At 67.7% G+C, this 12,806-nt stretch carries 13 protein-coding genes, 1 tRNA gene and 2 pseudogenes; 7 read left to right on the top strand and 9 right to left on the bottom strand.

From position 1 onward, the window contains the following. Positions 1-20: 20 nt before the first annotated feature. The 6 genes from AC5Y4Z_RS23885 to AC5Y4Z_RS23910 form a co-directional block, all read right to left on the bottom strand. Positions 21-683, bottom strand: a complete 663-nt coding sequence (locus AC5Y4Z_RS23885) for a nucleotidyl transferase AbiEii/AbiGii toxin family protein (RefSeq protein WP_499967482.1) — start codon at positions 681-683, stop codon at positions 21-23. A gap of 74 nt (positions 684-757) precedes the next feature. Continuing rightward, the gene (locus AC5Y4Z_RS23890; RefSeq protein WP_499967389.1) at positions 758-1,327 is read right to left on the bottom strand and encodes a type IV toxin-antitoxin system AbiEi family antitoxin domain-containing protein; all 570 of its coding nucleotides are present in this window, start codon (positions 1,325-1,327) and stop codon (positions 758-760) included. An 84-nt stretch (positions 1,328-1,411) separates the two neighbouring features. Then, complete coding sequence (locus tag AC5Y4Z_RS23895; protein WP_499967390.1) at positions 1,412-2,680, bottom strand: amidohydrolase family protein; 1,269 nt, start codon at positions 2,678-2,680, stop codon at positions 1,412-1,414. A 13-nt stretch (positions 2,681-2,693) separates the two neighbouring features. Further along, positions 2,694-3,908 (bottom strand): amidohydrolase family protein, encoded by a 1,215-nt coding sequence (locus AC5Y4Z_RS23900; RefSeq protein ID WP_499967391.1) that lies wholly within the window; start codon positions 3,906-3,908, stop codon positions 2,694-2,696. Positions 3,909-3,912: 4 nt separating this feature from the next. Continuing rightward, entirely contained in the window at positions 3,913-4,716 is an 804-nt protein-coding gene (locus tag AC5Y4Z_RS23905) for an acetoacetate decarboxylase family protein (RefSeq protein ID WP_499967392.1), read from the bottom strand. Next, entirely contained in the window at positions 4,713-5,645 is a 933-nt protein-coding gene (locus AC5Y4Z_RS23910) for an SDR family NAD(P)-dependent oxidoreductase (RefSeq protein ID WP_499967393.1), read from the bottom strand. Before AC5Y4Z_RS23910 ends, AC5Y4Z_RS23905 begins: the two co-directional genes overlap by 4 nt. Before the next feature lie 67 nt (positions 5,646-5,712). Between AC5Y4Z_RS23910 and AC5Y4Z_RS23915 the strand changes: the two genes are divergently transcribed. The 3 genes and pseudogenes from AC5Y4Z_RS23915 (at position 5,713) to AC5Y4Z_RS23925 (ending at position 7,513) form a co-directional block, all read left to right on the top strand. Then, positions 5,713-6,618, top strand: a complete 906-nt coding sequence (locus tag AC5Y4Z_RS23915) for an IclR family transcriptional regulator (RefSeq protein WP_499967394.1) — start codon at positions 5,713-5,715, stop codon at positions 6,616-6,618. Between the two features lie 216 nt (positions 6,619-6,834). Beyond that, positions 6,835-7,187: pseudogene (locus AC5Y4Z_RS23920) on the top strand (type II toxin-antitoxin system RelE/ParE family toxin). After that, entirely contained in the window at positions 7,184-7,513 is a 330-nt protein-coding gene (locus tag AC5Y4Z_RS23925; RefSeq protein ID WP_499967395.1) for a helix-turn-helix domain-containing protein, read from the top strand. Before AC5Y4Z_RS23920 ends, AC5Y4Z_RS23925 begins: the two are co-directional and overlap by 4 nt. Before the next feature lie 73 nt (positions 7,514-7,586). Here AC5Y4Z_RS23925 and AC5Y4Z_RS23930 read toward each other — a convergent pair whose 3' ends face one another. Beyond that, the gene (locus AC5Y4Z_RS23930; protein WP_499967396.1) at positions 7,587-8,861 is read right to left on the bottom strand and encodes an amidohydrolase family protein; all 1,275 of its coding nucleotides are present in this window, start codon (positions 8,859-8,861) and stop codon (positions 7,587-7,589) included. A 264-nt stretch (positions 8,862-9,125) separates the two neighbouring features. Between AC5Y4Z_RS23930 and AC5Y4Z_RS23935 the strand changes: the two genes are divergently transcribed. The 4 genes and pseudogenes from AC5Y4Z_RS23935 (at position 9,126) to AC5Y4Z_RS23950 (ending at position 11,577) form a co-directional block, all read left to right on the top strand. Then, positions 9,126-9,968, top strand: a complete 843-nt coding sequence (locus AC5Y4Z_RS23935; RefSeq protein ID WP_499967397.1) for a cutinase family protein — start codon at positions 9,126-9,128, stop codon at positions 9,966-9,968. 76 nt (positions 9,969-10,044) lie between these two features. Next, on the top strand, positions 10,045-10,932 hold the full coding sequence (locus AC5Y4Z_RS23940; RefSeq protein ID WP_499967398.1) for a TauD/TfdA dioxygenase family protein: 888 nt from the start codon (positions 10,045-10,047) through the stop codon (positions 10,930-10,932). 21 nt (positions 10,933-10,953) lie between these two features. Next, a complete protein-coding gene (gene vapB, locus AC5Y4Z_RS23945) occupies positions 10,954-11,175 on the top strand; it encodes a type II toxin-antitoxin system VapB family antitoxin (protein ID WP_499967484.1) in 222 nt (73 codons plus the stop codon). Further along, a pseudogene (locus AC5Y4Z_RS23950) lies at positions 11,166-11,577 on the top strand (PIN domain-containing protein). Before vapB ends, AC5Y4Z_RS23950 begins: the two are co-directional and overlap by 10 nt. A 77-nt stretch (positions 11,578-11,654) precedes the next feature. Here the strand turns inward: AC5Y4Z_RS23950 and AC5Y4Z_RS23955 are convergent. Both AC5Y4Z_RS23955 and sepX read right to left on the bottom strand, forming a co-directional pair. Continuing rightward, positions 11,655-11,730: transfer RNA gene (locus tag AC5Y4Z_RS23955), tRNA-Ala, on the bottom strand. 49 nt (positions 11,731-11,779) lie between these two features. Further along, positions 11,780-12,784, bottom strand: coding sequence for a divisome protein SepX/GlpR (gene sepX, locus AC5Y4Z_RS23960; RefSeq protein ID WP_499967399.1), 1,005 nt, complete (start codon positions 12,782-12,784; stop codon positions 11,780-11,782). Between the last annotated feature and the right edge of the window lie 22 nt (positions 12,785-12,806).

The following is a 12,806-nucleotide window of genomic DNA, read 5'->3' on the forward strand; positions in this document are numbered from 1 at the left end:
GCATGTGCGCGTGGTGCGACTTAGTGGTCGATAAGATCCAGCCAGTCATTGACCTGTCGCACCGCGTCGGCCTGGCTGATTGCCAGGCCGGCCGAGTCAGCGGCTTTCGCGAAACTTGGTCCCCAATGCGGGTGGACGGTCAATCTTGCTGGCCACTTGCGGGATACGGCATGGGCGGCTTCTGCTTCGGCAGCACGGGCGGCGAAGATGTCCGCTACCGCCCCGATGATCTCGGCCGCTGACGGATGCCCAGTCGACTCGGTGAAGGCACGCAGCAACAGCAGATCCACCACGTCACGGGCCCGGTCGTTGACCAACGCGGGCGGGTCATGCGGGTCCGTAGCGGCATGGACCTTTTGGCCGATCTGGTAGGCCAGCGACAGGCTGACCAGATGATCCGGGCTGGGTAGCCCAAACCCCGCAAGCGAGGGCGATGAGACACGTTCGGGCATTGCCCCGGCGTGTCCTTCGTCTGGCGACACTTCGATCTGGACACGCCTCCACGTGACACCTTTGAGCAGCACGGTCATATCGAAGCGCCGCGGCTTTACGAGCCTATGTGGGACGTCGATCGTCTCGATGTCGCCGCGCACGAGCGTCAGCGGTCCCCATGGTTCGCCGAGAGTCTCGTCCAGTTCTGTCACGAAACGATCTATTGTCCTGGGCTTGGGCGATCCAGGTATGGAGGACCCGAGCGGACGACGGCGGCTTGTTCTTCGGTTTCAGTCGTTCCAGCGACTGCGCGAGGTTGGCCGGCTCAGGCGTGGCCATCGCGAGCGTCCAGCGCTGCGGCGAGCTTTTTGGCGTCGGCATTCGGCAGGCGGCTGGTGCGGCCGGCCCGGTCGAGCGCCTGGCGGATCAAATAGGTCGGCACGCCCGAGGTGATGCACTGAGCGATGGCCGTGGACACCTGCACCGTCGGTATCCCTTGCCACCACGTGACCTGTCTCGGGTCGAGGTCCTGGTAGTGAACAACGTAAAGCCCCGCACCGGCACGCCGGATGCGACGGTGGCGAGCGACGGTGAGATGAATCCGATCGGGATTGATGTCGCTCACCTCCCATGCCGCCAGCGCGGTGTCGTGGCTAAGACACGCCTCTGGCGCGCCGGTCCACAGCACCGCCAGCTGATACTGGTCGAATTCCGTCTGCGCAACTTGCGGCACCCGGTACACGCCGTGGGCAACGCGCGCCAACCGGTCGCGGGCGATCATCGTGGACAATTCAGCGTGCGACACGCCCTCCTCAATGGCCTGCGCCGTTGTGACGAACCCGTGCTGATCCAGCGCCACCTCACGCAAGCGCTCCAACTTCGTCGCCACTGCCATGTCAAAACCTTAGCATAATGTTAAGGTTTTGACAGCGCTGATCGGATGCGCTCGTCGCGGGCTCAAGCGCCCCGCTTGTATCCCTCAGTTCTCCACGAGGTCGGGGATGGGCTCGGCGTCGGTCAGCCAGTGGCGCCCGGTCTGGCGGGCCGCCTCCCACTTGGGGGCGCTGACGGCGTCGTCTTGGCCCAGGTCTTCGGGGGTCGGGCCGATGCGCTCGGCCAGCGGAGCCAGGGCGTCGAGATCGAAGTTGTACACCTCGGCCGCCGCCAGGCCCAGCATCTGGCGGGTCTCCTCGACGGGGATGTCCCAGAAGGAGCGGCGCAGCCATTTCAGGGTGTGCGGCCAAGTCCCCTCCGGGTGCGGAAAGTCGTTGCCCCACAACATGTTCGACACACCGATCTCGTAGCGTCGCGCCAGCTCCCTGCGCTCGGTGGTGGTGGCCCCGATAAAGCAGTTGCGGTCGAAGTAGGCCGAGGGCGGCATCGTCAGGTCGCCTTCCATCTGGTGGCTCATCTTCTTGGCCGAGTGCTCGCGCAGGTACCGCGTGTCCATCAGCCACAGCAGGTCGTTGGCCCAGAACGCGCCGCATTCGGTGACCCCCCAGCGCAGCCGGGGGAAGCGCTCGAACACGCCCGACCACAGCGCGAACCACAGCGGCCGCGCGCCCCACCAGCGCACCTCGGTCACATAGATGCCCAGGTGCCCGCCGTACTCCTCCTGCGGGGCGGGACCGGAATGGGTGTGCACGGGCATCTGCAGGTCCTGGCAGGCGGCCCAGACCTTGTCGTAGCGGCGGTCGTGATACGGCGGGTAGCCGACCCAGCGCGCGGGGATCAGGATCCCGCCGCGCAGTCCCGACTCCGCGGCCCGGGTGATCTCGGCGACCGCCGCGTCGACGTCGGCCAGGATCGGCACGACGGCGACGCCGGCCCGCCGCTCGGGGCTGTGGCCGCACAGCTCGGCCAGCCAGCGGTTATGGGCCCGCGCGCCGGCCATGGCGCGCCCGGGGTCGAGGTCGCCGGACTGCCCCAGGCCGGCGCCGAACGGGGCACCGGCGACGCCGGTCACGGCGTCGGCGTCGGGGAAGATGACCTCGCCGACCACGCCGTCGCCGTCCAGCTCCTTATCCCGCAGACCGACATCCCAACCGCCGGCGATGCCGTCGCCGTGCTCGGAGAACCACGCTTGCGCGAACTCCTCGTCGATGAACCCGCCGGCCCGCGCCGCGGCCTCCTTCTCGGCCAGGTAGGTCTCGAAGTCCTCGCGGTATTCGGGGTCGACGTACTCGCGGTACTGCTCGGTCGGCAGCTCGGCGTGGCAGTCGGCGGAGATGATGAGGTACGGGTTCACGGTGGACCTTTCGCTACCAGGTGCGGATGGGGTCGGGTTCGAAGACGGTGCTGCGCGCGTCGGCCGGCACGGTCGCCAACGGCTCGGCGACCTCGGCCACCGTCGGGCCAATGCGGTCGACAAGGGGCGCAAGGGTTTTCAGGTCGAAGCCGTAGACGGCCGCGGCGTTGTCGCCCAGCATGGCCGCCACCTCGGCGGGCGGAACGGCGCTGAAGGTGTGGCGCAGCGCCTCCCGGGTGTAGGGGGCTGTCCCCTCGTAGTGCGGGTAGTCGCTGCCCCACATGATCCGGTCGACGCCGATGCCGTGGCGCTCGGCGCACTCGACGGGCCGCATGAAGCTGGCACCGACGTAACACTGGCGCGCCCAGTACTGGCTGGGTTTGAGCGTCAGCGACCCGGCGGTGGGCCCGGCGAAGCGGGCGATCGCCGAGTTCGCCCGCCCGTACCGGGCCGCCGCGACGTCGAGCGAGTCGAGCGTCGCCGGTATCCACCCGGAGCCCTGCTCGGTGAAGACCAGCGTGAGGTCCGGGTGGCGCTCCAGCGCGCCGGAAAAGATCAGGTGCCACAGCGCCCGGTGCGCCCACCAGTGCGTCTCGTACACCCACACCGCGAACGTGCTGCCCCACCCGTCGGTCGGGCTCGGTCCGGCGTTGCCGCCGTGGTGGTTGACCACCACGCCCGCGTCGTCGCACGCGGCCCACAGCGGCTCCCAGTGCTCGGCGTAGAGCGGGGGGATGCCGGTCCCGGGGGCGACGCCGGGCAGCAGCACGCCGCCGCGCAGCCCCAGCTTCGCGATCTGGGCCACCTCGGCGACGGCCTCGTCGAGGTCGCCGAGCAGGATCTGGCCGACCCCGGCGCGGCGCTCGGGCGACAGGGAGCAGAAGTCGGCCAGCCACCGGTTGTGCGCGCGCAGGCCCGCCCAGCGCAGCTCCAGCTCCCGGGCGGTCTCCGGCGGCGACGCGGCCAGGCTCGCCTGGGGAAAGAACGGCGGCACGGTGTTGGGGAAGATCACCTCCCCGGCGACGCCCTCGCGATCGAGGTCGGCGTTGCGCCGCTCGCTGTTCCAACTGCGCTCGGCGTCGGGCTCGGTAAGGTCGCCGAACGGGTTGACGTAAGTCCTTGCCCAGCCGTCGAATTCGTCGCGGTACTGCGGATCGAGGTAGTCGCGGTAGTCCAGCAGGTCGGCCCCGGCGTGGCAGTCGGCCGAGATGACGGTGTAGCGGTCCATGCGGCTAGGCCCGCGCCGGCTCGGGCCTGGGGGCCGCGAGCAGGGCCACGTCGTCGTAGCGCTGGTGCACATACGGCAGCAGCCACTCCTGCGGCACCCGCGCGGCGATGCGCCCCACCTGGATGGTGCGCCGGCGACACCACGTGATCGACCGGACCTCCCGGATCACGATGTCGGCCACCGGATCCAACGGTGAGTCCCCCAATTCGATTGTCCCGTCGATGTTCTCAAGCAGCTCGTAGTGGCGGTGGTACTCGCCGTAGACCAGGTGGGGGTCGGTGATGCCGGCGCCGTCGGGGGCGCGCAGGAACTTGAAGTAGAACTCGGTGTTCATCTGGTCGGGCGGCAACTGCGCCGGTCCGGTGACCTGGCCGCTCACCTTGATGAGCGGATAGCCCAGCCGGTCGACGGCGGCGGCGACGCGGGCGCCGTCGCGGTCCACCTCGATGTGGGCCAGTTTCTTTGGCTCGCCCAATGTTTCGCGCCCGCCCGTGACGGACTGTTCGGTGGACTGCGGCATGAACAACGGGTAGTCGCCCTCGGTTTCGCCGTGCCGGGCGGTCACCGAGAACACCGCCGACCCGAACGGCGTCATGCCCTCAATCTGGACGCGCTGCAGCTGGACCCGCACCAAGGGTTCGGCCGCCGGCTCCAGCGGCTTGGGCAGCACCGCCGCGACGATCTCGGGGTCGGTGCGGTAGACGACGGTGACCGCCTCGGTGGCGATGGGCGCCTTGGTGGCGTCGATCTCGTGGTCGACTTGCGCCTCGGGCGCGCGGGGACCGTATCGAATTGCGTTGCTGCTCACCGCGTTCCTCCTTCGGTTTCCGTGCTGGCACTTTGGCCGAGGACGTCGACCAGGTAGTCGGGCGCGCCGCGCGCGAGGATCGAGGCCGCCTTGCGGCTCACGACGTCGTCGGCGGGCGTGGGCGGGCCCATCATCCAGAAGCGGTCCGCCCGGATTCCCTCCACCACCTGGTCGGCGACGGTCTCGAGCGGGGTGAACTCGACGCGTGCGCCGGCGGACTCGAACCGGGCCACGACGTTCGCCAGGGTCTGCTCGGGGGTGCGGCGCTCCTGGGTCGCGGCGTAGCGCTGCGGGCGGTGCCGCCACGACTCCCAGATGCCGGTGTTCAAAAAGCCGCCGGGGAACAGGACGTGCGCCCGCACCCGCGTTCCGGTCATCGCCAGGTGCGTGTAGAGGCTTTCGGTCAGGCAGAGCACCGCGGCCTTGGTCATGGGGTAGACCGCCTGGCCCGGGCCGCCCATCGCGCCGCGGGCGATCGGCGCGAAACCGCCGTTGCCCGAACAGGTGTTGACCACGTGCCCCTCGCCCTGCTCGATAAGGATGGGCACGAAGGCCTTGATGCCGTGGATGACGCCCAGCACGTTGACGTCGATCCCCCAGCGCCAGTCGGCCAGGTCGTGTTCCCACATGTAGCCCTCGGAGACCCCGCCGGTGCCGGCGTTGTTGCACACCACGTGCACGGCGCCGAAGCGATCGAGAGCCTCCTTGGCCAGCGCCTCGACCGAGGAGTGGTCGGTGACGTCGGCGACCACGCCGGCGGCGTCGATGCCCTCGTCCGCGAACGCCCGGGTCGCCTCGTCCAGCGGCTCGGCGAGGACGTCGGCGAGCACCACCTTCATGCCCTCGCGGCCGAACCGCCTGCCCATCGCGCGGCCGATGCCGCCGGCGCCGCCGGTCACGACCGCCACCTTGCCCCGAAGGTCACTCATGGTGTGGTCATGGTCACACGGTCGCGTATATCACCGCAAGAAGTCGCATTATGCGACCATTGGCGCTATGGCGCCGCGCCCCTCCCCGCAGACCGAACGGGTCGTGAACCTGTTCGAGCAGCTGGCGGGCGACGGCGGTCGGGGGATGACGTTGGCGGAGGTGTCACGCGGGTTGAGCGTGCACAAGGCCAGCTGCCACTCGATGCTCTCCGAGCTACTGAGGGCCGGCTGGCTGCTGCGCGACCCGGTCGCCAAGACCTACCACCTCGGCCCGGCGCTGGTGCGGCTCGGCCGGGAGGCGGCGGGCCGCTATCCGGCGCTGGTGTTGGCCCGCTCCGCGATGGCGGAGCTGGCGGCCGCGACGGGCGCGCACTGCGTGGCCTTCTCGGTCAGCGATGACCACTCCACCGTCGTCGATCAGGTCCGCAGCCCGCACGGTGGCGGCCACCCGATGCCCGTCGGCACCCAGTTCCCCCACCGCCCGCCGTATGGGTCGTCGATCGTGGCCTGGGCGGGGCCGGAGGCCCGCGAGCGCTGGCTGGCCGCGCTGCCCGAGGACGTGCGCGACCGCTATCGCCGCGCGATCACCGCCGCCAAGAAACGCGGCTACGCGGTCGGGCTACACATCCTGCCCGATCTGCGGCTGCGTGAGCTGGCGCAGATCGTGCGCAGCGCCGAGGTCCGTTCCACCCGGCTGAGCCGGCTGGCGCAGGAGTTGACCGACGAGCTGATCCATCAGGAAGAGTGGTTCCCGATCAGCCTCGCCCGAGACCGCAGCTACGAGGTCAGCCACATCGACTCCCCGATCCTCGAGCCCGGGCCGCGCATCGCCCTGATGCTCAGCCTGGTGCCCAGCGCCGAGCCGATGAGCGGCGCGGCGGTCACCCGGCTGGGGGCGCAACTTTCCTCTGCCACAAGGCGACTCAGCGCCGCCTTGGCGAAGGAGTCCGTTCCCGCGGCGGCAGAGGGATAGGCAGACAACTGACCGGCGAACGGCAGACACCATGGTCTACGACGCTTGCCGGGTTGTCGGTACAACGGTTCATGATGACGACATGGTCGATAGTGATCGGCAATATCCGACTGCACCGGCCGCCGGCGACGCGTCGCGACGGCTGCTGTCGATGGCCCCGACGCTGACGAACCCACGATGCAGGGGACATCTTGATATAATGTCTGCGTTATATTAATGCCGAGGTCCTGGGACATTATCTTGCTCGAGGAGGTCGAACACTGGTACTTCACGCTCGACGACGACGCGATGGCCGCGGTCACGGGGCTATCGATCTGCTCGAACGCGAAGGACCAACCCTGGGGCGGCCGACGGCGGACAAGGTCAACGGATCGAAATTCCACGGCATGAAGGAACTGCGTCCCGCGGGCACCGGCATCCGGATCCTGTTCGTCTTCGATCCGCGGCGGCGGGCGGTCCTGCTGCTCGGCGGTGATAAGGCGGGTACCTGGAAAAGCTGGTACGACAAGAACGTTCCAATAGCTGAGCGACGCTACGAGAACTGGCTCGCGACCGAGGGAGGTGAGTGATCATGCCGCGCAACTGGCGTGAGATTCGCGCCGAAGCCATCGCGCAGGGGCGGTTGGACCCAGCCAAAGCCGACGCGGCGCGCACGGAAATGTACGACGCGGTCCAGGCCCAGCGCCTCGCCGACATCCGCAAGGCGCACGGCCACGCCCGCCAGGCCGACGTCGCCGCGCTCATGGGTGTATCACAGGCGCGGGTCTCGAAGCTGGAAAGCGGCGACCTGTCGCACACCGAACTCGGGACGCTGCAGTCCTATGTCGCCGCTCTTGGTGGGAGCCTGCGGATTATTGCTGATTTCGGGGAGAGCACCGTCGAACTAACTGCCTGACCGAGGGAGAGCTTCTTCCCAACTTGACGCGCTCACCTCCACGGCTGAAGCCGCGGTGCTCATCTCCCTGGTACTAGCGCCGTTCGGGAGCCAGGCGCTTGAGGGCCAGTCCCCCTTCGAAGGGCCGAAAACCGAACGCGGCGGGAGCTTGATAGCCCGTGTCCTCGAGGGGTGTGTGTACCTCGGCGACGGTGGGCCCGATCTTGGCCGCCGCCGGCACCAACGCGTCCAGATCGAAGCGGTAGAGGCGACCGGCGTTGCCGCCCAAGATCTTTCGGCAGGCGTCCTCCGGCCTGTCGTGCAGGGCCCAGCGGATCGCCAGCTTGGAGTGGGGCGCAAAGCCCTCCTCGTGGGGGTAGTCACTGCCCCACATGATGTGCTCGGGCCCCATGAAGTCGATCATCGAGCCCTCGAAAGGCGTCAGCTCGGTGGCCAAATAGCAGTTCCGCTGGGTGTATTCGCTCGGCGTGAGGGTCAGTTCGTCCACCGACGACCCGCCGAACATTCCGTAGGTGCGGTTGTGCGCGTCGGACTTCATCGTGGGCACCATGGCGTCGAGGATCGCGAGTTGCCCGGGCACCCAAAACGTTCCCTGCTCGGTGGGCACGAACCGCAGCGTCGGATGCCGCTCGAACACCCCGGCCAGGATCAGGTGCCCCAGAGTGCGCTGCGCCCAGATCGCCATCTCGGTGATCAACACCGCGTTGGACGCGGGCTGGTCCATCGGCATCTCGGGGCTGCCGGCCCCGGCGTGCTGCACGATCGTCAGGTCCAACTCCGCGCACAACGCCCAGATCGGTTCGTAGCGGGTGTGGAAAAGGGGGGCGACCTGCGGGTCGCCGGGCGAGACCGGCGGGATCAGCACGCCTCCGAAGCAGTCCTGCTGCGCGCCCCAGCGGATTTCGTCCAGCGCCAGCTCGACGTCGTTGGGGAAGATCTGGATCAGCCCGCGGCGCCGGGCGGGGGCCAGCGAGCAGAAGTCGACCTGCCAGCGGTTGTGGGCCTGCACGCCGGCCCATCGCTGCTCGAACTCGTCCCGAGTGCGGGGCAGGCTGATGGTGATGTTCGGGGAGGTCGGGAAGAACGGCGGAACGGTGTTGGGCAGCAGCACCTCGGCGGCGACCCCGTCGGCGTCCATCTCGGCGATCCGCAGGTCGTGGTCCCAGTTGCGCTGGGCGGTGGCGATGATCAGGTCGTCGAACGGGCTGGCGTAGGCCTTGGCCCAGGCATCGAACTGGTCGTGCAGCCGCGCTGGGAGATACGGCTTGTAGTCGTACAGGTCCGCCCCGGCATGGGTGTCGGTCGAGATGACGACATAGCGATCCAGCGTGTCCCAGGTTGTAGCCATCGCACCTCCGTCGGTAGATCGAGTGTAGGAGAAATCGGTTGACTCGCGAAGGGCCAAACCCCTGAGCCGTTCGATCGCCTCACATAGTGCTGGTCGTCGAACGCGTAGTCTGGAAAGAGCACGGTCACGGCGTTGGGTCCGTCGTGGTGATCCTCATTAGACCGATCACAAGGCCACCTTTGAGCGCTGGTTCGGCGTGTCAGAACAAGTGAGAGGTGCATGATGCCGCACATAGTGATGACGGTCTCGGGGTCCAATGTCGACATGTGGAACACCGCACCACCGCAACCCGCCGGCGTGGCTGCCGCACTGGCGGCGGCATTTCCCGATCTGTTCTACTGGCAGCCGGTCGGTAACTACCCGGCCAGCGTGTTCCCCATGGGTCCAAGCGTGGACGCTGGTGTCGCCGAGCTGAATAGGCTTTGCACGCAAATCAACCCGCCAGGGGGCGCGCCGTCATATCCGGAAAGTTCGATCATCCTGCTCGGCTATTCGCAGGGTGCAATCGTCGTCTGTCAGTTCCTGCACACGATTGCGTGGCAGAATCCGCAGATCGCGAATCGCATTGTCGCGGTCGGTGTTTGGGGAAACCCCCTCAGGCTGCCGGGGTTCGCTTCGGGCAACCAGTTCGCAGGATGGCCGATGCCAGCCGACGTCGACGGTGTTGTCACCGGCGGCATTTCGGGTCCGGCGTGCATGACACCCGCAGACGTGGCACCCCACCTACTCACGCCGGTCACGCATTTCTGGGGCGACTTCGTCAACACGATAGGAGTCGGTAACGACATCTACGCGGATGCGCCCGTCGGTACCGACCCGTGGACTGCCGAAGCGGGGCCGGGCGTAATCGAGACACAGATCTACAATATTGTCCAAAACGCGACCAGTGCAAACGTTTTCGCGATCCTTCGTGACGCATTGAAACTCGTGAACCCAACCACTTCGGTTGACGAAATCATTTCCATCACAGAAGCGATCGTCAACGGCGGAATGTTCTTGGCGGCCGGCCCCAATGCAGCCCACTACACCTACGACACGACACCGGTATATAACTTCATCGCCTTGGCGGGCCAACAAACGCCGCCGTTCGTCACCGATCAGGTTTAGTTGGGCCGGCTTGCTTGTCAGCGGCTCGTTTGTGGTGGAAAGTCGTGCTCAAACGCGGAATGCGATGGAGTCGCCGATGGAAATCGTGCCGTTGGGCCCAGGCTTTGCCGCCGAACTGCGTGGGGTAACCATCCACGACGTTGCGGCAAGCCAGGCCGCATACGCGGCCGTGCGCGCGGCCTTCGAGGAGCACTCGGTTCTGGTCCTTCGCGACCAGGACGTCACCGATGACACGCAGCTTGCCTTCTCGCGCCGCTTCGGTCCGCTCGAGGTCACCAAGGTGGGGTCGGCGGGCCACGGCAGCAACCTTGTGATCCTCAAGACCCTCGACGAGGCGAACAACGTTGTGCCGGAGGATGATCGGATCGCCTTGGAGAACAAGGCGAACCAGCTCTGGCATACCGACAGTTCGTTCAAAGCGGTGCCGGCGCTGGCTTCGGTGCTGTCGTCACGCATCATCCCGGGGCGGGGCGGCGAGACCGAGTATGTCTCAACCCGGCTCGCCTTTGAGCGCCTCGATCCGGCGTTGCAAGGCCGGCTGGAAAATTCCTTCGCCTGGCACGAGTACGCCTACTCGCGCGGCAAAATCGCGCCCGACCTCGCCACCCCGGCCGAGCGGGCGGCGCTGCCCGCGCAATGCTGGCGTCTTGTCTGGAAGAACCCCGTCAATGGCCGCAAGGCGCTCTACATCGCCTCGCACGCCTACGCCATCGAGGGCATGGAGCGCAAAGCGGCGCAGGAGTTGCTCGCGCGGCTGGTCGAGGCGGCGACCGCCCCCCGGGAAAGCTATCTGCACTCGTGGCGCGAGGGCGACGTGGTGATGTGGGACAACCGCGCGACTATGCACCGCGGCCGTCCCTGGCCGACGTCGGAGCCGCGGCACATGGTGCGGACCACGATTTCCGCGACAGAGTCAGACGGTGTCGAGACCATGCGTGCGCCCGCCCGCAGCAGAAGCCGCTAGGAGGTGGCCGGCGTGGGAGACGTGGTCATCCGGGGTTTGTCCGAGGCGGCCCTCGCTCGTATCGATGCTGATGCGACTGCTCGTGGCCTGTCCCGCCAAGAGTATTTGCGCCAACGATTCGAAGCCGAAGGTGGCGTTCCATTCTCCGATCGGCCTCGCCTGACCGTCGGCGATCTGCGTCGCGCGGCCTCCGCGGCCGGCGACCTCCACGACCCCGGTGTCATGGAGCATGCGTGGCGCTGACCGTGTGGCTGATCGACAAGTCGGCTTACACGCGACTGGCGGCAGCACTAAACGCCCACGACTGGGTGGACCGCATCGACCGGGGCTTGATTCGCATCAGCACCATCACGCGCTTGGAGCTCGGGTATTCATTTCGGACTGGCGAACAAGCTCGAATGGAATCGGCCGCACCACCACTGGCGATGATGCCGGTGGAATACGTGACCCCGTCCATCGAGGATCGCGCCGTCGAGGTGCAGATGATGCTCGCCGATCGCGGCCAGCATCGGGCGCCGGCGATTTCGGACCTGCTGGTAGCCGCGACCGCTGAGATCGCCAAACCTAACCGTCCTCGCACTCGGCAAGGACTTCGACCTCATCGCTTCGGTTACCGGGCAGCCCGTAGAGAGACTGCGTCTCTAGGCCAACTTCCTAGCTCAGCACGCCCAACTGACACGGATGAACCGTCGTCATCAGACGGGTTCTGACCTGCTCAAACCTGGTGGAGCTAAGGGGATTCGAACCCCTGACCTTCTCGATGCGAACGAGACGCGCTACCAACTGCGCCATAGCCCCTGATCGCTAGCAGGCTACCAGCCTCGACAGCGACAAGCCGAACCGCCGGCTACTCGCCGACGGCGCGCGGCAGGTCGCGCGGCCAGCCGAACGTGCGCATCGGCATCGCGTAGTCCAAGTGCTCGAAGATCGGGTCCTCGTCGTCGATCTCGAGCACGACGGCACCGGGGCGCCGCAGCCGCGACGGGACCAGGTCGTATTCGCGGTCGTAGGCGTTCTCCACGCCCAGGCGCGCGCGGGCCATCCGCTGCATCCGGCGCCGGCGCACCCTCTCCTCGATCCGCGTCTGCCGGCGCAGGTAGGCCAGGTACAGCAGGGTCACCGCGGTGGCGGCGCCGCACGCCCACCAGGCCGTCCGCGAGATCTCGAACGCGGCGGTGGCCGTTCCCACCAACACGACCGCCATCACCATCAGCACCCGCTTGCGGAAGGCGTACTTGCGCGCGCTGACCGCCGCCGCGGTCTTCGGGTCGAACCGGCGCCGCCGGGAGGCGCCCTGCGGGACGAACGCCCGCGGGTCCTCGTCCTCCTCGCGGTCGTCCTCGGGCTCCAAACCCGAAGAGTCCTCGACGTATTCGTACTCGTCCTCGTCCTCGCTGTGCTGCGCGACGGCCTCGGTCTCGGCCTCGTCGGCCTCCTCCGGCTCGGCCACCTCCGCGCCGGCGCCGGCGGGCAGCGCGCCGGAGTCCTCGACGACGTCGACGTCGAGGTAGTCGGGTTCGATTTCCTCGGTGGCGGCGGCCTTCACGACGACGGGACGCGCCGGCAGGGCGTCGGTGTCCTCGTCTTGGTCGTCCTGCCGAACGTCCTCGACCAGCTCGTCATCGGCCGCGTCTTCCTCGGGCTGCCAGTGCGGATCGCTGCGATGACCGGCCGCGGGGCCGCCGCGCTTGAGCAGCCGGGAGGCGGCACCGCCGTTGAGCACCCGGGTCGCCAGCGCCACGTCGCTGGTGCGCCGCACGGCGTCGCGTTTGCTGATGAGCATCGGAACCAGCACGAACAGCCAGAGCACCACGAGGGATATCCACAACAGCGACTGCGGGATGCTTGGCATGATGACTTGCTCCTCACTGGTT

This window comes from Mycobacterium sp. NGS63 (genome assembly GCF_059812295.1).

Coding starts and splice junctions, on each gene's coding strand:
- AC5Y4Z_RS23890 (WP_499967389.1), bottom strand. CDS start 1,327: ATGGCAGTGGCGACGAAGTTGGAGCGCTTGCGTGAGGTGGCGCTGGAT.
- AC5Y4Z_RS23900 (WP_499967391.1), bottom strand. CDS start 3,908: ATGGACCGCTACACCGTCATCTCGGCCGACTGCCACGCCGGGGCCGAC.
- AC5Y4Z_RS23910 (WP_499967393.1), bottom strand. CDS start 5,645: ATGAGTGACCTTCGGGGCAAGGTGGCGGTCGTGACCGGCGGCGCCGGC.
- AC5Y4Z_RS23915 (WP_499967394.1), top strand. CDS start 5,713: ATGGCGCCGCGCCCCTCCCCGCAGACCGAACGGGTCGTGAACCTGTTC.
- AC5Y4Z_RS23930 (WP_499967396.1), bottom strand. CDS start 8,861: ATGGCTACAACCTGGGACACGCTGGATCGCTATGTCGTCATCTCGACC.
- AC5Y4Z_RS23935 (WP_499967397.1), top strand. CDS start 9,126: ATGTGGAACACCGCACCACCGCAACCCGCCGGCGTGGCTGCCGCACTG.
- AC5Y4Z_RS23940 (WP_499967398.1), top strand. CDS start 10,045: ATGGAAATCGTGCCGTTGGGCCCAGGCTTTGCCGCCGAACTGCGTGGG.
- sepX (WP_499967399.1), bottom strand. CDS start 12,784: ATGCCAAGCATCCCGCAGTCGCTGTTGTGGATATCCCTCGTGGTGCTC.